16 protein-coding genes are annotated in these 21217 nt (G+C 65.3%); 8 read left to right on the forward strand and 8 right to left on the reverse strand.

Features of this window, described 5'->3' with window-relative positions:
* Window positions 1–226 precede the first annotated feature (226 nt).
* Together JQ617_RS32965 and JQ617_RS32970 are read left to right on the forward strand one after the other, a co-directional pair.
* The gene (locus JQ617_RS32965) at window positions 227–3406 is read left to right on the forward strand and encodes an efflux RND transporter permease subunit (RefSeq protein WP_212030014.1); all 3180 of its coding nucleotides are present in this window, start codon (window positions 227–229) and stop codon (window positions 3404–3406) included.
* A complete protein-coding gene (locus tag JQ617_RS32970; RefSeq protein ID WP_145663654.1) occupies window positions 3393–4595 on the forward strand; it encodes an efflux RND transporter periplasmic adaptor subunit in 1203 nt (400 codons plus the stop codon). The genes JQ617_RS32965 and JQ617_RS32970 overlap by 14 nt, the downstream gene beginning before the upstream one ends.
* A 255-nt stretch (window positions 4596–4850) precedes the next feature.
* Here the strand turns inward: JQ617_RS32970 and JQ617_RS32975 are convergent, their stop codons facing one another.
* The gene (locus tag JQ617_RS32975; protein WP_212030015.1) at window positions 4851–6359 is read right to left on the reverse strand and encodes an acetyl-CoA acetyltransferase; all 1509 of its coding nucleotides are present in this window, start codon (window positions 6357–6359) and stop codon (window positions 4851–4853) included.
* Window positions 6360–6561: 202 nt separating this feature from the next.
* Window positions 6562–7695, reverse strand: coding sequence for a nitronate monooxygenase (locus JQ617_RS32980; protein WP_145663648.1), 1134 nt, complete (start codon window positions 7693–7695; stop codon window positions 6562–6564).
* A 254-nt stretch (window positions 7696–7949) separates the two neighbouring features.
* On the opposite strand from JQ617_RS32980, the gene JQ617_RS32985 reads away from it, so the two are divergent.
* Together JQ617_RS32985 and yghU are read left to right on the forward strand one after the other, a co-directional pair.
* The gene (locus JQ617_RS32985) at window positions 7950–9608 is read left to right on the forward strand and encodes a flavin-containing monooxygenase (protein WP_212030016.1); all 1659 of its coding nucleotides are present in this window, start codon (window positions 7950–7952) and stop codon (window positions 9606–9608) included.
* A gap of 117 nt (window positions 9609–9725) precedes the next feature.
* Window positions 9726–10604, forward strand: coding sequence for a glutathione-dependent disulfide-bond oxidoreductase (gene yghU, locus JQ617_RS32990; RefSeq protein ID WP_212030017.1), 879 nt, complete (start codon window positions 9726–9728; stop codon window positions 10602–10604).
* Between the two features lie 101 nt (window positions 10605–10705).
* Here the strand turns inward: yghU and JQ617_RS32995 are convergent, their stop codons facing one another.
* The 4 genes from JQ617_RS32995 to JQ617_RS33010 all read right to left on the reverse strand — a co-directional run bounded on the left by JQ617_RS32995 (window position 10706) and on the right by JQ617_RS33010 (window position 14306).
* The gene (locus tag JQ617_RS32995; protein ID WP_212030018.1) at window positions 10706–11323 is read right to left on the reverse strand and encodes a flavin reductase family protein; all 618 of its coding nucleotides are present in this window, start codon (window positions 11321–11323) and stop codon (window positions 10706–10708) included.
* A 134-nt stretch (window positions 11324–11457) separates the two neighbouring features.
* Window positions 11458–12735, reverse strand: a complete 1278-nt coding sequence (locus tag JQ617_RS33000) for an acyl-CoA dehydrogenase family protein (protein ID WP_063691163.1) — start codon at window positions 12733–12735, stop codon at window positions 11458–11460.
* A 298-nt stretch (window positions 12736–13033) separates the two neighbouring features.
* Window positions 13034–13414 carry a VOC family protein gene (locus tag JQ617_RS33005; protein WP_212030019.1) on the reverse strand — a complete coding sequence of 127 codons (381 nt, stop codon included), beginning with the start codon at window positions 13412–13414 and terminating at the stop codon, window positions 13034–13036.
* Between the two features lie 112 nt (window positions 13415–13526).
* Window positions 13527–14306 (reverse strand): SDR family NAD(P)-dependent oxidoreductase, encoded by a 780-nt coding sequence (locus JQ617_RS33010; RefSeq protein WP_212030020.1) that lies wholly within the window; start codon window positions 14304–14306, stop codon window positions 13527–13529.
* A gap of 183 nt (window positions 14307–14489) precedes the next feature.
* On the opposite strand from JQ617_RS33010, the gene JQ617_RS33015 reads away from it, so the two are divergent.
* From JQ617_RS33015 to JQ617_RS33025, 3 genes are read left to right on the forward strand one after another with little or no spacing between them, the layout of a single operon-like run.
* Window positions 14490–15278, forward strand: a complete 789-nt coding sequence (locus JQ617_RS33015) for an enoyl-CoA hydratase/isomerase (RefSeq protein ID WP_212030021.1) — start codon at window positions 14490–14492, stop codon at window positions 15276–15278.
* Window positions 15275–16261: a phosphotransferase family protein gene (locus JQ617_RS33020; RefSeq protein ID WP_212030022.1), complete on the forward strand. Its 987-nt coding sequence runs from the start codon at window positions 15275–15277 to the stop codon at window positions 16259–16261. Before JQ617_RS33015 ends, JQ617_RS33020 begins: the two co-directional genes overlap by 4 nt.
* A gap of 3 nt (window positions 16262–16264) precedes the next feature.
* Window positions 16265–16642 (forward strand): DUF6285 domain-containing protein, encoded by a 378-nt coding sequence (locus tag JQ617_RS33025; protein WP_212030023.1) that lies wholly within the window; start codon window positions 16265–16267, stop codon window positions 16640–16642.
* 310 nt (window positions 16643–16952) lie between these two features.
* On the opposite strand, the gene JQ617_RS33030 is transcribed toward JQ617_RS33025, so the two are convergent.
* The gene (locus JQ617_RS33030; RefSeq protein WP_212030024.1) at window positions 16953–17732 is read right to left on the reverse strand and encodes an enoyl-CoA hydratase-related protein; all 780 of its coding nucleotides are present in this window, start codon (window positions 17730–17732) and stop codon (window positions 16953–16955) included.
* Window positions 17733–17945: 213 nt separating this feature from the next.
* Between JQ617_RS33030 and JQ617_RS33035 the strand changes: the two genes are divergently transcribed.
* Window positions 17946–19220 (forward strand): acyl-CoA dehydrogenase family protein, encoded by a 1275-nt coding sequence (locus tag JQ617_RS33035; protein ID WP_212030025.1) that lies wholly within the window; start codon window positions 17946–17948, stop codon window positions 19218–19220.
* A gap of 260 nt (window positions 19221–19480) precedes the next feature.
* On the opposite strand, the gene JQ617_RS33040 is transcribed toward JQ617_RS33035, so the two are convergent.
* Window positions 19481–21061, reverse strand: a complete 1581-nt coding sequence (locus JQ617_RS33040; RefSeq protein ID WP_212030026.1) for a fatty acid--CoA ligase — start codon at window positions 21059–21061, stop codon at window positions 19481–19483.
* Window positions 21062–21217: the final 156 nt, after the last annotated feature.

Below are 21217 nucleotides of genomic sequence, written 5' to 3' on the forward strand. Positions count from 1 at the left end.
TTTTCCGTCTCAAGCTCGACGTCGCCAAGTTCCTGGGCTCGGTCCGCGCCGCCTGAGGCGTCTGGCTGCATGGCTGCGATGTAGATTTCGCAGTGCGGTAGCAGGGAAGTGAATGCAGCGAAGGCGCCGGAGATTAGCGTTTCCTCCGGTGCTCGGGTAAAGGGGAAAAGGGGGATCCCCGTGGGGCGGATTCCATATTCTCGCTTGACCTGGAATTGCCTGGCGCATGATTGCTCTGGTCCGTATTGCCCTGAGCCGACCCTATACTTTCGTCGTGCTCGCGCTCCTGCTGCTGATCATCGGGCCGCTCGCCGCGCTGCGGACGCCGACCGACATCTTTCCTGACATCCGCATCCCCGTGATCGGCGTGGTCTGGCAGTACACCGGCCTGCCGCCCGACCAGATGTCGGGCCGCATCACCACGCCGTTCCAGCGCGCGCTCACGACCACCGTCAACGACATCGAGCACATCACCGCCAATTCCTATAACGGCTTCGGCATCATCAAGATCTTCTTCCAGCCGAACGTCGATATCCGCACCGCCAACGCGCAGGTCACCGCGATCTCGCAGACGCTGCTCAAGCAGATGCCGCCGGGCGCGACGCCGCCCTTGATCCTGAACTACTCCGCTTCGACCGTGCCGATCATCCAGGTGGCGCTGTCGGGCGACGGCCTCACCGAGCAGAACCTCGCCGATATCGGCATCAACAATCTGCGCACGCCGCTGGTCACCGTGCCCGGCGCGGCGATCCCGTATCCGTTCGGCGGCAAGCAGCGCCAGGTCCAGATCGACCTCGATCCGACCGCGCTCCAGGCCCGCGGCCTGTCCGGCCAGGACGTCGCCAACGCGCTGGCCGCGCAGAACCTGATCACGCCGGTCGGCACCCAGAAGATCGGCACTTTCGAATACAACATCCAGCTCAACAACTCGCCGCTCAGGATCGACGAGCTCGGCAATCTGCCGATCAAGACCGTCAACGGTGCGATGGTCTATGTCCGCGACGTCGCGACCGTACGCGACGGAAATCCGCCGCAAACCAACATCGTCCATGTCGACGGCAACCGCTCGGTGCTGATGATGGTGCTGAAGGCGGGCGCGACCTCGACGCTCGATATCATCTCCGGCATCAAGCAGAAGGTGATCGACGTCAAGGACCAGCTGCCCGATGCGCTGAAGATCGGCTTCATCGGCGACCAGTCGGTGTTCGTCCGCGGTGCGATCGAGGGCGTCGCCTTCGAGGGCGTGATCGCCGCGCTGCTCACCAGCGTCATGATCTTGCTGTTCCTCGGCAGCTGGCGCTCGACCATCATCATCGCGGTCTCGATCCCGCTGTCGGTGCTGGGCGCCATCATCATGCTGTCGGCGATCGGCGAGACGCTGAACATCATGACGCTCGGCGGCCTTGCGCTCGCGGTCGGCATCCTCGTCGACGATGCCACCGTGACGATCGAGAACATCAACTACCATCTGGAGCAGGGCAAGCCGGTCGAGCAGTCGATCCTCGACGGCGCCAACCAGATCGTGACGCCGGCCTTCGTCTCGCTGCTGTGCATCTGCATCGTGTTCGTGCCGATGTTCTTCCTCACCGGCGTCGCGCGCTTCCTGTTCGTGCCGATGGCGGAAGCCGTGATGTTCGCGATGATCTGGTCGTTCATCCTGTCGCGCACGCTGGTGCCGACCATGGCGAACTACCTGCTCAAGGCGCATGTCCACCACGAGGGCGAGCCGCCGAAGTCGCGCAATCCGCTCGTCTGGTTCCAGCGCGGCTTCGAGAAGCGGTTCGAACGCATTCGCGGCGGGTACCACAATCTGCTGGGGCTGGCGCTGGCGCATCGCGCGGTGTTCGTGGTCGGCTTCCTCTGCGTGGTCGGCACGTCCTTCGCGCTGGTGCCGTTCCTGGGCCGCAACTTCTTCCCCGCCGTCGATGCCGGCAACATCCTGATGCATGTCCGCACCCAGGTCGGCACCCGCGTCGAGGAGACCGCCAACCAGCTCGCCGACGTGCAGAAGGCGGTGCGCAAACTGATCCCCGGCGAGATCGAGACCATGACCGACAACATCGGCATGCCGATCTCGGGCATCAACATGACCTACAACAACACCGGCGTGATCGGGCCGCAGGACGGCGACATCCAGATCAAGCTGAAGGAAGGCCACAAGCCGACGGAAGAGCACGTGAAGGTGCTGCGCGAGCAGCTGCCGCGGCTGTTCCCCGGCGTCAGCTTCGCGTTCCTGCCCGCCGACATCGTCAGCCAGATCCTGAATTTCGGCGCGCCGGCGCCGATCGACCTGCAGATCCGCGGCGCCAATCTCGCCGCCAACTTCACCTATGCCAACAATCTGCTGGCCAAGGTCCGCAAGATTCCCGGCGTGGCCGACGCGCGCATCCAGCAATCGCCGAACGCGCCGACCTTCAACATCGATGTCGATCGCACCCGCGCGCAATATGTCGGCCTGACCGAGCGCGACGTCACCAACAGCCTCGTGGTCAACCTCGCCGGCTCCTCGCAGGTGGCACCGACCTACTATCTCAACCCTGATAACGGCGTGTCCTACTCGATCGTGATGCAGACGCCGCAATACCAGATCGACTCGCTCAGCGCGCTGCAGACGCTGCCGATCACCGCGGCCGGTAATTCGCAGTCGCCGATCCTCGGCGGCATTGCCGACATCAAGCGCTCGAGCTCGAGCGCGGTGGTCTCGCAATACGACATCCAGTCGATGGTGCAGATCTTCGCAACGACCTCGGGCCGCGATCTCGGCGCGGTCGCCGCCGACATCCGCAAGGTGATCGCCGACACCGCCAAGGACGTGCCGAAGGGCTCCTCCGTGGTGCTGCTCGGCCAGGTGCAGACCATGAACAGCGCCTTCACCGGCCTGCTGTTCGGCCTGTTAGGGGCCGTCGTGCTGATCTACTTCCTGATCGTCGTGAACTTCCAGTCCTGGTCCGATCCGTTCGTGATCATCACCGCGCTGCCGGCCGCGCTCGCCGGCATCGTCTGGATGCTGTTCATGACCGAGACGACATTGTCGGTGCCGGCGCTGACCGGCGCCATCATGTGCATGGGCGTCGCCACCGCCAACAGCGTGCTCGTGATCTCCTTCGCCCGCGAGCGTTATGAGGAACTCGGCGATCCCATTGCGGCCGCTCTCGAAGCCGGCTTCGTCCGGTTCCGCCCGGTGCTGATGACGGCGCTCGCCATGATCATCGGCATGGCGCCGATGGCGCTGGGGCTGGGCGAGGGCGGCGAGCAGAATGCGCCACTTGGCCGCGCCGTGATCGGCGGCCTGATCTTTGCAACATTCGCCACGCTGATGTTTGTTCCCGTGGTGTTCAGTATGGTACACAAGAAACAAGGCGCCAAAGCCGCCGCCCCATTGGAGACCCCGCATGTCGCCCACTGAACCCCGCTCCCCGGTGTCGCACCGGAAACTGGGCATCTTCGGCGTGGTGGCGCTGGTCGCAGCGGGCCTCATCGTCGGCACCGGCATTCGTGCCCGCGAGGAGCAGGGCTCCAAGCTGAAGGAGTGGACCGACGACCAGGCCGTTCCCAGCGTCGCGGTGACCCAGCCCAACGCCAAGGCCCTCAATTCCACCATCGACCTGCCGGGCCGGCTCGAGGCCTATTACCGCGCGCCGATCTTCGCCCGCGTCCCCGGCTATCTCAAGAGCTGGAGCGCCGACATCGGCGCCCGCGTCAAGGCCGGTCAGGTGATCGCCGAGATCGAGGCGCCCGACCTCGACCAGCAGCTGCTTCAGGCCCGCGCCGACCTCGCCAGCCAGCAGTCCAGCGCCAAGCTGTCGGAAGCGACCCTCAACCGCCGCAAGACGCTGGTCGCCTCCAACTTCGTCTCCGCGCAGGAGATCGACGAGCGCACGGCTGATCTCTCCAACAAGAACGCGGCGGTCCGCTCGGGCCAGGCCAATGTCGAGCGGCTGGAAGCACTGGCCGGCTACAAGAAGATCACCGCGCCGTTCGACGGCGTCGTCACCGCGCGCGACACCGATGTCGGTGCGCTGATCAATGCCGGCGGCGGCTCGGGCCCGGCGATGTTCGTGGTTTCCGACATCACCAAGCTGCGCGTCTACGTCAACGTTCCCCAGAACTACGTGCCGGCGATCAAGATCGGCGCCAAGGCCACCATCGCGCTGCCCGAATATCCGAACCGGACCTTCCAGGCGACGGTGGAGGCGTCATCGCAGGCCGTTGACGTCGCTTCGGGCACCACGCGCATGCAGCTCGGCCTCGACAATTCGAGCGGAGAACTGATGCCGGGCGGCTATGCCAGCGTGAAGCTGAACCTGCAGCGCGATTCCGCCCCGCTCAGCATCCCCGCCAGCGCGCTGATCTTCAACGGCAGCGGTCTGCGCGTGGCGACGGTCGGGCCCGACGACAAGGTGCTGTTCAAGACCGTGACCATCGCGCGCGATCTCGGCCGCGAGATCGAGCTTGCCTCGGGCATTGCCGCGGATGATCGCGTCATCACCGCGCCGCCGGATGGCCTCTCCGACGGCGATGCCGTGCGCGTGGTCGGTGCCGGCGCCAAGGGCAAGCCGGCGACGGCATCGGAAAAGCAGGCGCCGAAGAGCTAGCTCGCTCTCGTAGTCCGCTCTCGTAGGGTGGGTTAGCCGAAGGCGTAACCCACCACTATGTGTCTCCGCGGAGGCAGAAGAGGTGGGTTACGCCGAACCCAGCCTACGAGCTCGTGCCCCGGACGCAGCGCAGCACGCAGTGGTGCGCTGCTGAGCCGGGGGCCCATCTCTCCGCGCTGTACCTCTAAGCTTTCTGGGTCCCGGCTCTGCGGAGCGGCAGTCCATGCCGCACCGCGTCCGGGACACGAGAACAAGCTACGCCACCCGCCACTCCGGCACGCCATCGGCGGCCATCGTGATCTCGCCGAGCGAGCTCACCGGCGTGCGATTCATGTCGAGCAGGTGCGCCAGCGTCGCGTCGTCGCTCGCGGGAATCCGCGCCAGCGTGCGCCGGTCGTCTTCCGTGCGCAGCATCACCACGCCGTGCTCGACATCGCCGCCACGGCCATAGAGCACCGTAAAGCTCTCGACCTTGCTCTTGCCTGAGGCCTCGGTCACGAACTCCGGCACCGCGCGCTTGTTGCGATCGGCTTCGCCTTGCACGCTCGTCTCCTGCGCCAGGACATCGCGCGGCGGCGTCTTCGAGACCACCAGGGCATGGTGCTTGGTGACGAAGCCGCCTTGCCCGTAGAGCAGGCCGAGCCGGGCGCCGTCGCGCAGGCGCCGCACCATCGCGCAGGCGGCATGGGTCATGTAGGTGTTGAGCGGCGCGCCGAAGAAGGTGAGGCCGCCGGTTACGGTCGGCTGCACGTCGGCGGAAAGGCCGAGCGTCCGCCGCGCCATCTTGGGCACGCAGGGGAAACAGCTGTAGAGCTCGATCGCGTCGAATGCTCTGCCGTCGCCGCCGGCAAGGTCCATCACGCTCTTGAGTACCGCGTTCTGCGGATGGCTCTCGTAGAACTGGTCGCGCAGGAGATAGTCGCGCGGCTCCTCCGCCGATGCGCCGCCGAGCGGGTAGATCAGCTTCTCATCGGCAATCCCGGCCGCGCGCGCCTTGGCGAGGCTGGTGAGCAGCAGCGCGCCGCCCATGTTGACGCTGGGGTTGGCGACCATGAGCTTGTTGTAGGGCCACGCGATCAGCCGGTTGTCGGCGGTCGGCGTCGTGATCTCCTCGGGCGCATAGCGCCGCTTGAGCCAGGCATTGGGATTCTGCGCGGCCGCTTCCGAATAGCGCGACCACAGCGTGCCGGATTCAGCCATGGCCTCGCGCGGCGTCTGGCCCCAATGCGCCGATGAGGCCGCCTCGTAGAACGGATAGACCGTGACGGGCCGGAACACGCCGAGCTTCACCGCCAGCGGCTTCTGGAACGCCGCGCCGCGCTTGGGCTCCTCGACGTCATGGGCGAACGGCGTCCACGGCAGTTTAGCCCCGGCGCGCTCCGCCTTGGTCGCGGTCGATTGCGCCTCGGCGCCGCAGACCGCGGCGACGGTGCACTCGCCGCGCGCAATGCGCTTGGCGGCTTCGTGGATGTAGCGGATCGGGCTCTCGCCGCCGACCGGGCCGTAATAGCAATGCGCCGGCGTAGCGCCGAGGCGCTCTGCCAGCAGCTTCTCCGGATCGCGATAGCGCCAGCTCAGGAAGTTGACGACGTCGAGGGACTGCACCTCGCCGAGCAGCTTTGCCCCGGCATCAGCCTCGGCGCGTTGCAGCGCCTGCTCGAGCAGGTCGAGCGGCTCGAGGCCCTCGGTAATCTCCTTGGGGCGATCGACGATCTCGCCGATGCCGACGATGACGGGGATGCGGTCTTCGGGGGTATTGGTCATTTCTTCTCAATTCGCTTTCTTGGTCTTTGGCACGTCGTCGCCCTTCGAGGCTCGCTGCGCGGCGCTACACATCGCGCTGCTCGCACCTCAGGGTGACGGCTACGGAGGAATCGTCATCCTGAGGTGCGAGGTCGGCGGCGCACTCGCGCCGCTGGCCGGGCCTCGAAGGATGGGCCGCGAACACCAGGCCAGCCACGGGCAACTACTCCGCCACCAGCGCATTCATGTGCTCGACGGCTTCGGCAAAGTCTTCCTTGAACTCCTGCACCACGGCACCCGCCGACTTCACGCTGTCGATCAGACCGACGCCCTGGCCGACAAAGTAGCTGACGAGATCGCGCGCCCGCGCATTTCCGCTCGCCGCCGCGCGATCGATCGAATGGAACGCGTCGCGGCTGATGATGCTCTGCAGCGGCATCGGCAGCGCGCCTGGGCTGTCCGGCGCGCGGTCCCAGGCATCGGTCCAGACCGAGCGAAGCTGCCGCGCCGGCTTGCCGGTGCGGCCCTTCGAGCGCACCGCGTCGCGCGAGGACGCGGCGATCATCTTCTCGCGAAAGATCTCCGTGGTCTCGGCTTCGACGGTGGCAAGCCACACCGAGCCGGTCCAGGCGCCGGCCGCACCCATCGCCATGCAGGCCGCCATCTGCCGTCCCGTCATGATGCCGCCCGCGGCCAGCACCGGCACGTCGCGGATGGGCTTGATCGCCTTGATCACCTCGGGGACCAGCACCATGGTCGAGACCTCGCCGCAATGGCCGCCGGCCTCGGTGCCCTGCACCACCAGGATGTCGACGCCGGCCGCGACCTGGCGCAGCGCGTGCTCCTTGGCGCCGACGAGAGCGGCGACCGGCACGCCGTGCTTCTTGCCCATCTCGATCATCGCCTTCGGCGGCACGCCCAGCGCATTGGCGATCAGGCGGATCGGATGATTGAAGGAAACCTCGAGCAGCTGCATCGCGGTCTTTGCGTCGAACGGCTGCGGCTGGTCAGCGGCAACTTCAGTGGTCGTCAGCTCGATGTCGTACTTCTTCAGGAGATCGCGCGTGTAGGCGCGGTGCTCCTGCGGCACACGCGCCTCCAGGCTCTTCCAGGTGACGTCCTTCTCGCCCGACGTGGAGATGTTCTCGGGGATCAGCACGTCGATGCCGTAGGGCTTGCCGTCGACGTGATCGTCGATCCATTTCAGCTCGCGCTCGAGCGTATCGGGCGTGTGCACGGTGGCCCCCAACACGCCAAAGCCACCGGCGCGGCTGACGGCGGCAACGACGTCGCGGCAATGGCTGAAGGCGAGCAGCGGGAACTCGATCCCCAGCATGTCGCAGATCGGCGATTTCATGGTTCTCTCCCCGGCGGCCTTCGCGTTTGCTGTTGTTGCTTTCCCCGCGAAGGCGTTCGACGCTAGCTCATCATCGCCTGCGATGCCATGCCGGATTCGGCCGCGCATCTTGCGTGCAGGCGTCGTGTGCCGGACGAGCCATTCCGCTCTACAAAATTAGCAGGCCTGCGCCCGCCGATTTGCCTCTTGCGCTTCGGTCGCCTTGCGAGAATGCTGGCGCACAACAACAGAAAACAACGAGGGAGCGCCAACCGATGTCGCCAGCGCAGTCGAGTCCGGCCGAGGCCGCGGAGACCGTCGATGTTGTCGTCGTCGGCGCGGGCTTCGCCGGCCTGTACATGCTGCACCGCCTGCGCGGGCTCGGTTTCTCGGCACGGGTCTACGAGCAGGGTGGCGGCGTCGGCGGCACCTGGTACTGGAACCGCTATCCCGGCGCGCGCTGCGATGTCGAGAGCATGCAGTATTCCTACTCCTTCTCGGAGGAGCTGCAGCAGGAATGGGACTGGAGCGAGCGCTACGCGCCGCAGGCGGAGATCCTGAAATACGCCAACCACGTCGCCGATCGTTTCGATCTTCGCCGCGACATCCAGTTCAACACCCGTGTCGAGCGCGCGGTGTTCGACGCGCGCGAGAAGGGCTGGTCGGTGACGACGTCCGACGGCAAGGCGGTTTTGGCGCAGTTCGTCGTGCTCGCCACCGGCTGCCTGTCGAATGCGCGCAAGCCCGACATCAAAGGCCTCGAGACCTTCAGGGGGCCTGTCTATCACACCGGCAACTGGCCGCATGAAGACGTCGATTTCACCGGCCTGCGCGTCGGCCTGATCGGCACGGGATCGTCAGGCATCCAGTCGGCGCCCATTATCGCCGAGCAGGCGAAACATCTCACCGTGTTTCAGCGCACCGCGAATTTCTCGATTCCGGCCCGCAACGCCGCGCTCACCGCCGGGGAGCGCGATGCGTTCCGCAAGAACTATCCGGAGATCCGCCGCTTCGCCCGCGAGGTCGCGCGCAATGGCATCTATGCCGAGCAGCCCGACCGCGGCGCGCTCGACGATGCCGAGGATGTCAGGCGCGCCAAATTCAAGGCGCGATGGGACCGCGGCGGGCTCACCTTCATGTACGTCTACAACAATCTCGGCCTCGACAGGGCTGCGAACGACACCGCCGCCGACTATGTGCGCGGCAAGATCGCCGAAATCGTGAAGGACCCGGCGACGGCAAAACTGCTGCAGCCGAACAGCCATCCCATCGGCACCAAGCGCATCTGCATCGACACCGATTACTTCAAGATCTTCAACCGGCCGAACGTCTCGTTGGTCGATATCAAGGCCAATCCGATCGAGGAGATCACCCCGAGCGCGGTGCGTGTCGCCGGAAAGGATCACGAAGTCGACGCGCTGGTGATGGCGACGGGCTTCGACGCCATGACCGGCTCGGTCGCGAAGATCGACATTCATGGCCCGGGCGGTCAGACGCTGAACCAGAAATGGGCGGAAGGCCCCAAGACCTATCTCGGGCTGATGAGCGCCGGCTTTCCGAACCTCTTCATCATCACCGGCCCCGGCAGCCCGTCCGTGCTGTCGAACATGATCGTGTCGATCGAGCAGCATGTCGACTGGATTGCCGATTGCCTGACCCACATGCGCGAGCGCGGCCTTGCGACGATGGAAGCGGGAGGGGACGCCGAGGAGAAATGGGTCGCCCACGTCAACGAGGTCGCCCATGGCACGCTCTATCCGCAGGCCAATTCCTGGTACATGGGCGCCAACGTCCCGGGCAAGCCGCGCATCTTCATGCCCTATATCGGCGGGGTCGGCGTCTACCGCCGGATCTGCGACGAGGTCGCCGCGAAGGGATACGAGGGCTTCGTGATGGAGGCCGAGATGCAGCCGCGCAGGGCCGTGACGGGGTAGCCCTGGGTTGCATGACGCGGCCTCGAGGCCCGCGCCGGACGCAGGGCCGGCGGGGCTTGTCATCGGCCGCCCACGGGCTAATTAATGCAGGCGCATCTTTTTGCCGGAGCCCCCCGCATGACCGACGCCCCCGCCTACGTGCCGCCCAAAGTCTGGACCTGGAACAAGGAGAATGGCGGGCAGTTCGCCAATATCAACCGGCCCATTGCCGGCGCGACCCACGACAAGGAGCTGCCGGTCGGCAAGCATCCCCTTCAGCTCTATTCGCTGGCGACGCCGAACGGGGTGAAGGTCACGGTGATGCTGGAGGAGCTCTTGGCGCTCGGCCACAAGGGCGCCGAATATGACGCCTGGCTGATCAGGATCGGCAACGGCGACCAGTTCGGCAGCGGCTTCGTCGATATCAACCCGAACTCCAAGATCCCCGCGCTGATGGATCGCTCCGGTCCGGAGCCGATCCGGGTGTTCGAATCCGCCTCGATCCTGTTCTACCTCGCCGAGAAGTTCGGCGGTGCCTTCCTGCCGAAGGAGATCAAGGCCCGCGCCGACACCATGTCGTGGCTGTTCTGGCAGATGGGCAGCGCGCCCTATCTCGGCGGCGGCTTCGGCCACTTCTACGCCTATGCGCCGTTCAAGATCGAATACGCCATCGATCGCTTCGCGATGGAGGTCAAGCGTCAGCTCGACGTGCTCGACCGTCGCCTCGCCGACAACGAGTACCTCGCGGGCAAGGAATATACGATCGCCGACATGGCGGTGTGGCCGTGGTACGGCGCGCTCGCCAAGGGGCTGGTCTACGGCGCCGGCGAATTCCTCTCCGTGCAGGACTACAAGAACGTGCAGCGCTGGACCGACCAGATCGCGCAGCGCCCGGCCGTCAAGCGCGGCCGCATGGTCAACCGCGTCTCCGGCGATCCCGCCAGTCAGCTCCACGAGCGCCACGACGCCGGCGATTTCGAGACCAAGACGCAGGACAAGCTCGCGCCGGCGACCTGACGTCTCGTAGGGCGGATTAGCCGAAGGCGTAATCCGCCGCTTTCATTCCGTAAAAGTTCGGCGGATTACGCTTCGCTAATCCGCCCTACGGTTTCCTCGCCCTACGACTTCTTCACACCTTCCGCCGCCGGAAACACCACGCGGTCGTCCGTGCGGCAATAGCGGTCGGCGAACATGCGGCCGATCGGATGATAGCGGTCCATGTGCACCCGCATCGCCTTGTCGTCCCACAGCTCGTCGCGGATGTGGAAGTGGATGCCTTCGCCCATGATCAGGCGGCGATCGTCGTTGACGTCGATCAGCTTCCAGAGCTTGCACTCCATCGCCCAGGGCGCGTCGGCGAGCCGCGGCACGGCGATTGCCGTTGAAGGCGCGAGCTTCAGGCCGAGATAGTCGGGTTCGCCGATATCGGGCGGAAAGTCGCCGCTGGACTCGTGCATCGCCTGCGCCAGCGGCTCGTCGGCGAGGTTGACCACGAACTCGCCGGTGCGCTGGACGTTGAGGAAGGTGTCCTTGTCTTGCCCGTTCGGCTTGCGGTTCGCCGCGAACATGCAGAGCGGCGGATCCTCGCAGAAGGCGTTGAAGAAGCTGAACGGCGCGGCGTTGACGACGCCGGTCGGGCCGACCGAAGTCACCCAGGCGATCGGCCGAGGCAGGATGAAGGACGTCAGCACCTTGTAGCGCTCGCGTGGCGTCAGCTCGCTGGCGGCATAGTCCATGGGGTTCCTCAAGGGAAGACTCTCGTAGGGTGGGCAAAGCGAAGCGTGCCCACCACTTCTTGATGGTGGGCGCGGCGCGAAGAGCGCGCCTTTGCCCACCCTACGGCACTCTCCGAATGGAGAGAGGCGACGCCTTACGCCATGCTCAGCTCGTGCCGTCCGACCACCATCCAGTGCACCTCGTCCGGACCGTCGGCGAAGCGGAGGTGACGGACGTCCTGGTACATCTCGGCGAGCGGGGTCCAGTGCGAGATGCCGGTGGCGCCGTGCATCTGGATGGCCTGGTCGATGATCTTGCAGGCGCGCTCGGGCACCATCGCCTTGACCATGGAGACCCAGACGCGGGCCTCCTTGTTGCCGAGCACGTCCATCGCCTTGGCGGCCTTCAGCACCATCAGCCGCATCGCCTCGATCTCGCAGCGGGCCTGCGCGATGATCTGCATGTTGCCGCCGAGATGGGCGATCTTCTTGCCGAAGGCTTCGCGGGTGAGGCCACGCTGCACCATCAGGTCGAGCGCCTTCTCGGCCTTGCCGATGGTGCGCATGCAGTGATGGATGCGGCCGGGTCCGAGGCGGAGCTGCGAGATCTCGAAGCCGCGGCCTTCACCGAGCAGCATGTTCTCCTTCGGCACGCGCACATTGTTGAAGCGCATGTGCATGTGGCCGCGCGGGGCGTGGTCCTGGCCGAACACGTACATGGGGCCGAGCACCTCGACGCCGGGCGTGTCGCGCGGCACCAGGATCTGCGACTGCTGCTTGCTGGGCGCCGCGTCCGGATTGGTCTTCACCATCACGATGAGGATCTTGCAGCGGGGATCGCCGAGGCCGGAGATGTAGTACTTCTCGCCGTTGATGACCCATTCGTCGCCGACCAGCTTTGCCGTGGTCGAGATGTTCTTGGCGTCGGAGGAGGCGACGTTCGGCTCGGTCATGACATAGGCCGAACGGATTTCGCCGTTCATCAGCGGCTTCAGCCACTTCTCCTTCTGCTCCTTGGTGCCGACGCGCTCCAGCACCTCCATGTTGCCGGTGTCCGGTGCCGAGCAGTTCATGGTCTCGGAGGCCAGCGGGCTCTTGCCGAGCTCGGCGGCGATATAGGCGTAGTCGAGGTTCTTCAGGCCCTGGCCGGTCTCGTCGTCGGGCAGGAAGAAGTTCCAGAGGCCTTCCTGCTTGGCCTTGTTCTTCGCCTTCTCCAGCACTTCGAGCTGCTTCGGCGTGAAGCTCCAGCGGTCTTCCTTGGTCTCGCCGGCCTTGGCGAACTCGATCGACATCGGCTCGACGGTGTCGCGGATGAACTTTTTGACGTGGTCGTAAAGCGGACGGACCTGGTCCGACATGCGGAGGTCGTTGAGCTCGTCGCCGGGGTTGAGGGTGTAGTTCGTGGTGCGGGGAATGTAGGTGTGTTTTGTCATTGTTCCTCCCGGAGGCGCTGAGTTCGTGCTGGCCGGGAGAATAGTCGCAGCGCCGCCAAAGTGCGAGCGCGTATTTTCTCGCACGAGCCATCCCACGCGATGGAATTTCGCAGGGCGTTTGAAATGTTGTTTGAATGGGGTGTGTTGGGCGCGCCGGGCACGCCCGCGCCTCACTTTCCGCCGTCATCGCCCGACTTGATCGGGCGATCCAGTACTCCGAGACGGTCGTGATTGGACCGAGAAGCCGCGGCGTACTGCATTCCCCGCCTTCGCGGGGAATGACAGCATCCTGGCTAGATCAGCTCGGCAGCCGGTGCATCGCGCAGATCTTGTTGCCGTCGAGGTCGCGCAAATAGGCGAGATAGAGCTTGTTGCCCGCGCCCTCGCGGATGCCGGGCGGATTCTCGATCGGCGTTCCGCCGGCGGCAATTCCGGCGGCATGCCACTTGTCGACCTGCTCGGGCGAGTTGGCGGCAAAGCCGATCGTGCCGCCGTTCGCACAGGTCGCCGGCTCGCCGTTGATCGGCTTGGTCACCGAGAACACGCCGGTCTTGGTGAAATAGAAAATACGGTGGCCGTCGACCTTGGCCGGGCGCACCTCGAGCGTGCTGAGCAGGTTGTCGTAGAACGCCTTGGCCTTGTCGAGGTCGTTGGTGCCGATCATGATGTGTGAGAACATTTGCCTTGCCCCTCAGAGTTTGTGGCCCGGATGGAGCGTAGCGTAATCCGGGCTGTTCGCTTCTTGTTGTCCCGGATTGCGCTTTGCTCCATCCGGGCTACGAGCTCAGAAATCAGAACGCCGTATAGCCGCCGTCGATCACGAACGTATCGGCCGTATGATACGACGACGCCTTGCTCATCAAATAGACGGCGATGCCGCCGAAGTCGGATGCCTCGCCGAAGCGGCGCATCGGAATCCGCGGCATCACGTTGGCGACGAACTTCTCGTTGGCCATGATGCCGGCGGTCATGTCGCTCTTGATCCAGCCGGGCAGGATCGCGTTCGCCGTGACGCCATGGCGCGCCAGCTCGACGCCGAGCGCGCGCACCAGCGCGTTGATCGCGGCCTTGGTGGCCGCGTAGTGCTCGTTGCGCGCGGTGCCGAAGATCGAGGCGAGGCTCGAGGTCGCCACCAGCCGGCCGAAGGGGTCGCCGGCATTGGCGCGCTCGGTCATGTGCCTGGCTGCGGCCTGGAAGGCGTGGAAGACGCCGTCGAGATTGGTGGCGAACATCGTGCGCCATTCCTCCTCGGTGCGCTCGATGAAGGAGCGCCGTCCGCCGCCGCCGATGCCGGCATTGGCGAAGCAGCCGTCGACCCGGCCGAAGGTGTCGAGCGTTGCCTTCATCGCGGCATTGACCGAGGCCGGATCGGTGACGTCGCAGACGCGGGTATCGACCTTGCCTGACAGCCCCGCCATGCTCGCGGCAGCGGCCTTGTTCTTGTCAGCATTGCGGCCCCAGATCGAGACGTTGCAGCCCTGGCCTGCGAGCGCCTGCGCGATGCCGAGCCCGATACCGCCATTGCCGCCGGTGATCACGGCGACGCGTCCGGTGAGGTCGAAAAGGTTCATGGCGTTTCCTGTATTTTGCAAATTCCTGGCAATCCCGGCATGAAGCGCATCAGCCGCTGCGCGCAAGATTGCTTGCTATGCTCCGATCACCATGGACAAGACCGCGACAAAAATCAAATATGCGCGCCGGAACAGGCAAATTCCGGTCTGCGAAACATCGCGGCCGCAACCGACGAGGAAACAATGCAGTTCAAGCACGTCACGCTCGATTTCGATGGTTCGGTCGCCATCCTCAGGCTCGACCATCAGGAGGTGATGAACGCGGTCTCCGTGGACATGCTCGGCGGCCTTGCCGAGGCGCTCGACACGATCGAGGAGAAGAAGGACGAGGTGCGCTGCGTCGTGCTGACCGGCGCGGGCCGCGCCTTCTGCACCGGTGCGAATTTGCAGGGCCGCAACAACCAGTCGAAGAAAACCAAGGCCGGCCTGACGCTAGAGACCGGCTTCCATCCCTTCCTGCGCCGCATCCGTAATCTGCACTGCCCGATCATCACCGCGGTCAACGGCCCGGCGGCGGGCGCGGGCATGAGCTTCGCGCTGCTCGGCGACATGATCCTGTGCGCCCGCTCGTCCTATTTCCTGCAGGCCTTCCGCCGCATCGGCCTCGTGCCGGATTGCGGTTCGACCTGGCTCTTGCCGCGCCTCGTCGGCCGCGCGCGCTCGATCGAATTGTCGCTGATGGGCGAGCGGCTGCCGGCGGAGAAGGCGCTGGAATGGGGCCTCATCAACCGCGTCTATGACGACGGCGTGCTGATGGAGGAGGCGATGAAGCTCGCGCACGAGCTGGCCAGCGGTCCGACCGTGGCGCTGGCGCTGATCCGCAAGCTCTATTGGGACAGCCCGGAAAACTCCTTCGAGGATCAGCTCAATCTCGAATTCCAGTGCCAGCTCCGCGCCGGCGACACCCAGGATTTCCGCGAAGGTGTCGGCGCGTTCCTGGAGAAGCGGCCTGCGCAGTTCAAGGGCAAATGATCGAGGCGGAGCTTTCGCGCAGCGTCCAGCGCTGGTGCAAGGGCGCGACCGGCGTCACCGGTGCGGCAAAACTGTCCGGCGGCGCCAGTCAGGAGACCTGGCGCTTCGACATCGTCCATCCCGACGGGCCGATCGGCGCGATCCTGCGTCGTTCGCCCAAGGGCTATGGCGCAGCTCCAACGCGCGCGGCGGGGCTCGCCGCCGAAGCGCAGCTAATGCAGCTCGCCTTCGAGGCCGGCGTGCCGTCGCCGCGCGTGATGCATGTGCTCCTGCCGGAGGAAGATCTCGGCACCGGCTTCATCATGCAGCGGGTCGAAGGCGAGACCATCGCGCGCAAGATTCTTCGCGATGACGAATACGCGGCGGCGCGGCCGCTGCTCGCGCGCCAGATCGGCGGCGTGCTGGCCGGGCTGCACAGGCTGCCGCAGGACAAGCTGCCGGAGCTGCGCAGCCGGGGCGCGACCCAGGAGATCGCCGAGTTCGAGCGCGACTATCGCAGCCTGAACTGGCCCAAGCCCGTGTTCGAGCTGGCGCTGCGCTGGCTGCGCGACCACGATCCGGGCCCGTCGGGTGAGACCACGCTGGTGCACGGCGATTTCCGCAACGGCAATCTCATCATCGGCGCGGATGGTGTGCGTGCGGTGCTCGACTGGGAGCTCGCCCATCTCGGCGATCCCATGGAGGATCTCGGCTGGGTCTGCGTCAACTCCTGGCGCTTCGGCGAGATCGACAAGCCCGTCGGCGGTTTTGGTTCACGCGAGGACCTGTTCGCTGGTTATGAAGCTGCCGGCCGCAAGGTCGATCCCGTGCGCGTAAAGTTCTGGGAAGTGATGGGGACACTGCGCTGGGGCATCATGTGCGGCGGCATGATGCAGCGGTTCCGCGAGGGACCCGACCATTCCATGGAGCGCGCCATGATCGGCCGTCGCGCCAGCGAGACCGAGATCGATCTGTTGCGGCTTTTGGCGCCGCGCGGGAGCTGACGCATGCAGGACGAACCGACACCGATCGAGCTGACCAAATCGGTCGCCGATTTCCTCCGGGGCGACATTGCGCCGCTGATCTCCGGCCACCAGGCCTTCAAGCTGCGCGTCGCCATCAACATGCTCGACCTCGTCACGCGCCAGCTGACGCAGGAGGAGGGGAGCGATGCGGCGGAGGTGGAACGGCTTCGTGCATTGCTCGGCATCGACGGCTCTGTCACCGAGCTCAACCGCGCACTCGCCGAGCGCATCGCAAAAGGCGAGCTCGATTTGGCAACGCCCGGCCTCGCCGAGCATCTGTGGGCGACCACGATGGACAAGCTCGCGGTGGATCAGCCGAACTACGCCTCGTACAAGCGGGAGCTGGAGCGCAATCCGTAGGATGGGTAGAGCGAAGCGAAACCCATCATCTCGTACTCGCTACTCCATTGATGGGTTTCGCTTCGCTCTACCCATCCTACGCACTCTATCCGCCGTCATTGCGAGGAGCCCTTGCGACGAAGCAATCCAGGCTCTCTCCGCGGAGGCAGTCTGGATTGCTTCGCTGCGCTCGCAATGACGGTGTTGAGGGAGCGGTGTCTTACGCTCCACCGTCATGCCCGGGCTTGTCCCGGGCATCCACGTTCTCTGTATCGCGCGTCAGGACGTGGATGGCCGGGACGTGCCCGGCCATGACGGGTGCCGAGAAAGCCTATTTCCCCACCCATTTCGGTGGCCGCTTCTCCGAGAATGCCTTCGGGCCCTCGATGTAATCCTGCGAGGCCGCCATCGCCTGCACGGCCGGATAGTCGCGCTGCTCCGCGATCGCCTGCTCCAGCGACACGCCAAGTCCGCGCTGGATGGCCTGCTTGGAGGCGCGGATCGACATCGGCGAGTTCTTGGTGATCAGCTCGGCCCAGCGCAGCGCGGCGCTGAGCGCCTCGCCCTGCGGCACCACCTCGTTGACGAAGCCGAGCTCGAGACCCTCCTTGGCGCTGACATGGCGTGCGGTGAGGATCATGCCCATGGCGCGCTTCAGCCCGATCTGGCGCGGCAGCCGGTGCAGGCCGCCGGCGAGTGCGGCGAGGCCCACGCGCGGCTCGGGCAGGGCGAAGGTCGCGTTCTCCGAGGCGATGATCAGGTCGCAGGCGAGCGCGATCTCGAAGCCGCCGCCCATGGCGACGCCGTTCACCGCGGCGATGATCGGCTTGTCGCAGTCGAATCGCGAGGTGAGGCCGGCAAAGCCGCCCTTGTCCCAGCCGCGCTTGCCGCCCGCCGCCTGCCACTTCAGATCATTGCCGGCGCAGAACGCCTTGTCGCCGCTGCCGGTGACGATCGCGATCCACTGCTCGGGATCGGCGGAGAACTCGTCGAACACCTTCTGCAACTCGAAATGCGCATCCGTGTGCAGCGCGTTGTAGACCTCGGGCCGCGACAGCGTGACGATCGTGATCGGCCCCTTGCGTTCCACCTTGGAAAATTTCAGCTCCATCGCGCGCTCCCGCATTTTCTCTTGAAGGAATATTGGCGTCATACTACCGCGCGCCCGCGTCGGAGCACCATCGAATTGCGCTGGTGCGCTTTGCATAGCCGGCACGTCTCGGCTTGCTTGACTTGGCCGTGCTCTTCTCACCTTAATCGTGCGAAGCAAAAATGCGCCTAGCGCCTTAACGCAAAACGATAAAATCAATCCGGGAGAGAACCTGTGGATTTCTCATTGCCTGCCGATCTTGTCGCCTATCTCGGAGAGCTCGACCGTTTCATCGAACGCGAGATCAAGCCGCTCGAGGAGGCCGACGACAACATCCGCTTCTTCGACCATCGCCGCGAATGGGCGCGCACCGATTTCGAGAATGGCGGCCTGCCGCGCCACGAATGGGAGCAGCTTTTGCGCAAGGCCAAGGATCTCGCCGACGCTGCCGGCCATCTGCGCTTCCCGGTGTCGAAGCAATATGGCGGCAAGGACGGCTCCAATCTCTGGATGGCCGTGATCCGCGAGCACTTTGCTGCCAAGGGCCTCGGCCTGCACAACGACCTGCAGAACGAGCACTCCATCGTCGGCAATTTCCCTGTCGTCACCATGCTCGACCGCTACGGCCGCGACGACCAGAAGGCGATGATCGACGGCTCGATCAAGGGCAAGTATCGCATCACCTTCGGCCTGACCGAGCCGCATCACGGCTCGGACGCGACCCACATGGAGACGCGCGCGGTGCCGGCCACCCGCGACAACGTCAAGGGCTGGATCATCAACGGCGAGAAGATGTGGACGACCGGCATGCATGTCGCCACGCACTGCGCGCTGTTCGCGCGCACGTCGGGCAATGACGGCGATGCCCGCGGCATCACCTGCTTCCTGGTGCCGGCCAAGAGCCACGGCGTGAAGGTCGAGGAATACATGTGGACCTTCAACATGCCGACCGACCATCCGCGCGTCAGCTTCACCGATGTGTTCGTGCCTGAAGATGCGCAGTTCGGCGAGGTCGGCCGCGGCCTGTCGCTGGCGCAATGTTTCGTCCACCAGAACCGCATCCGCCAGGCGGCGAGCTCGCTGGGCGCTGCCGTGTACTGCATCAACGAGAGCGTGAAGTACGCGCGCGAGCGAAAACCGTTCGGCCGGGCGCTGGCCGAGAACCAGGCGATCCAGTTCCCGCTGGTCGAGCTCGCCACGCAAGCCGAGATGCTGCGCCTGTTGATCCGCAAGACCGCTTGGGAGATGGACCAGCTCACCGAGGAGCAGATCGAGCGCACGCTCTCCGACCGCGTCTCGATGTGCAACTACTGGGCAAACCGCCTCTGCTGCGAATCCGCCGACCGTGCCATGCAGGTCCATGGCGGCATGGGCTATTCACGCCACAAGCCGTTCGAGCACATCTACAGGCATCACCGCCGCTACCGCATCACCGAAGGCAGCGAGGAGATCCAGATGCGGAAGGTGGCGGGGTTCCTGTTCGGCTATATGGGGCCGGGGAAGCATTGAGGCCGTTCCGGCCTCGTAGGATGGGTAGAGCGAAGCGAAACCCATCATGCGTCCGCAATTTTGGAAAGACGATGGGTTTCGCTTCGCTCTACCCATCCTACGGACTGCGCGCGACCGATTCACTGGATTGCTTCGTCGCAAGAGCTCCTCGCAATGACGAGGAGAGAGGCGCGCAGATGCTTCCCCACCGTCATTGCGAGCGCAGCGAAGCAATCCAGAGATTTCGCTGCGGAGAGACTCGTGGTTGCGCGCAGCGGCGTTCAATTCACCCGCCGGTCCTTCCCGGCCCAATACGGCTCGCGCAATTGCCGCCGCAGGATCTTGCCGCTCGGGTTGCGCGGCAGCGCCGGCAGAAACTCCACGCTCTTCGGCGTCTTGTAGCCGGCGATGCGCTCGCGGGTGAAGTTGATGATGTCGGTGGCGGTGGCCTCCTTGCCCGGCTTCATCACCACGACAGCCTTCACCGCTTCGCCCCATTTGTCGTCGGGCACGCCGATCACGGCGGCCTCGGCGACGTCGGGGTGATCGCACAGTGCGCTCTCGACCTCGGCGGGGTAGATGTTCTCGCCGCCGGAGATGATCATGTCCTTGATGCGGTCGTGGATGTAGAGGTAGCCGTCCTCGTCCATGTAGCCGGCATCGCCCGTGCGCAGCCAGCCGTCGCCGCGCAGCGTCGATGCGGTCGCTTCAGGCAGATTCCAGTAGCCCGCCATGTTGGAGCCCGAACGGGTCGCGATCTCGCCGACCTCGCGCGGCGGCAGCGGCTTGCCGTCCGCATCGAGGATTGCGATCTCGACGCCCGGCAGCGCCTTGCCGGCCGAGCGCATCCGCTCCAGACCCTCGACGTGATCCTCCGGCGGCAGCGCGACGATGGTGCCCGTCGTCTCCGTCATGCCGTACATCTGCACGAAGCCGCATTTGAAGATTTCGATGCACTCCTTCAGCAGCGCCGCCGGGATCGGCGAGGCGCCGTACAGCATGTATTTCAGCCTGGAGAAATCGACCGTCTTCGCGCGCGGCTGCCGGACCACGAACTGCATCGCCGCCGGCACCATGAACAGTTTGGTGATGCCGGATTGCTCGAAGAAGTCCAGCACCTTGGTCGGATCGAATTCGCGCGCGATCACGCCGCGGGCGCCGTGATAGAGCCCCATCACGCCCCAGCCGGAGCCGCCGATGTGGAAGATCGGCATCGCGACCAGCGACACGTCGTCCGTGGACCACCGGTTCCATTCCGGCTTGTTCTCGGCATTGCCTGTCTGCACCAGGTTGAGGAAGTTCGCATGGCTCAGCATCGCGCCCTTCGGCTTGCCCGTCGTGCCCGAGGTGTAGAGCTGGATCGCGATGTCTTTCGTGTCGATCGGCACCCTGGGGTCGTCGCCGCTTTGCGCATCGCGCCAGGCGGCAAAGTCCTGCCATTCCGGCGCGCCGCCTTCCGTGGTGATGATCGTGCGCACGCCGGGAAGCTGGTCCTTGATCTGGCGCACCTGGGTGATGAACTCAGGCCCTGCGAACAGCACCGGCGCCTTGCAGTCGCCGACGATGAAGGCGACCTCGGGCCCCGCGAGCCGCCAGTTCACCGGCGCCATCACCACGCCGGCCTTCATCGCGCCCATCAGCAGCTCGAAATAGAGGTCGCTGTTCTTGCCGAGATAGGCGATGCGGTCGCCTTTCTTCACGCCCATCGCGAGGAGCGCGTTGGCCACCTTGTTGGTCTTGATGTCGAACTCGGCAAAGCTGGTGGCGCGGCCCTCGAACTCGTAGGCGATGGCACTGCCGCGGCTCGTCGCGCGCTCGCGCACCATGTCGGCGAGGTCAGCCAGTTTCGGTGATGCGGACATGTCTCTCCCGTGGTGTTTTGCTTTTTATGCGAGGGAGTGTGGCGGCATCTTGGGTTGAAGACAAGGTGACCCCCACTGTCGTCCCGGCGAAAGCCGGGACCCATAACCACTAGACGCAATTTGGCGAAGGCGCGTCATCACCAATCTTCGCAAAGC

Source organism: Bradyrhizobium sp. KB893862 SZCCT0404, from assembly GCF_018130885.1.
Taxonomy (GTDB): Bacteria; Pseudomonadota; Alphaproteobacteria; order Rhizobiales; family Xanthobacteraceae; genus Bradyrhizobium; species Bradyrhizobium stylosanthis.

What these genes read in the sequence shown, in the direction of transcription:
- JQ617_RS32970 (WP_145663654.1), top strand. Translation starts at nt 3,393, where the DNA reads ATGTCGCCCACTGAACCCCGCTCCCCGGTGTCGCACCGGAAACTGGGC.
- JQ617_RS32995 (WP_212030018.1), bottom strand. Translation starts at nt 11,323, where the DNA reads ATGGACTATGCCGCCAGCGAGCTGACGCCACGCGAGCGCTACAAGGTG.
- JQ617_RS32975 (WP_212030015.1), bottom strand. Translation starts at nt 6,359, where the DNA reads ATGACCAATACCCCCGAAGACCGCATCCCCGTCATCGTCGGCATCGGC.
- JQ617_RS33025 (WP_212030023.1), top strand. Translation starts at nt 16,265, where the DNA reads ATGCAGGACGAACCGACACCGATCGAGCTGACCAAATCGGTCGCCGAT.
- JQ617_RS33010 (WP_212030020.1), bottom strand. Translation starts at nt 14,306, where the DNA reads ATGAACCTTTTCGACCTCACCGGACGCGTCGCCGTGATCACCGGCGGC.
- JQ617_RS32980 (WP_145663648.1), bottom strand. Translation starts at nt 7,695, where the DNA reads ATGAAATCGCCGATCTGCGACATGCTGGGGATCGAGTTCCCGCTGCTC.
- JQ617_RS33020 (WP_212030022.1), top strand. Translation starts at nt 15,275, where the DNA reads ATGATCGAGGCGGAGCTTTCGCGCAGCGTCCAGCGCTGGTGCAAGGGC.
- JQ617_RS33030 (WP_212030024.1), bottom strand. Translation starts at nt 17,732, where the DNA reads ATGGAGCTGAAATTTTCCAAGGTGGAACGCAAGGGGCCGATCACGATC.
- JQ617_RS33015 (WP_212030021.1), top strand. Translation starts at nt 14,490, where the DNA reads ATGCAGTTCAAGCACGTCACGCTCGATTTCGATGGTTCGGTCGCCATC.
- JQ617_RS33005 (WP_212030019.1), bottom strand. Translation starts at nt 13,414, where the DNA reads ATGTTCTCACACATCATGATCGGCACCAACGACCTCGACAAGGCCAAG.
- JQ617_RS32985 (WP_212030016.1), top strand. Translation starts at nt 7,950, where the DNA reads ATGTCGCCAGCGCAGTCGAGTCCGGCCGAGGCCGCGGAGACCGTCGAT.
- yghU (WP_212030017.1), top strand. Translation starts at nt 9,726, where the DNA reads ATGACCGACGCCCCCGCCTACGTGCCGCCCAAAGTCTGGACCTGGAAC.
- JQ617_RS33000 (WP_063691163.1), bottom strand. Translation starts at nt 12,735, where the DNA reads ATGACAAAACACACCTACATTCCCCGCACCACGAACTACACCCTCAAC.
- JQ617_RS32965 (WP_212030014.1), top strand. Translation starts at nt 227, where the DNA reads ATGATTGCTCTGGTCCGTATTGCCCTGAGCCGACCCTATACTTTCGTC.
- JQ617_RS33040 (WP_212030026.1), bottom strand. Translation starts at nt 21,061, where the DNA reads ATGTCCGCATCACCGAAACTGGCTGACCTCGCCGACATGGTGCGCGAG.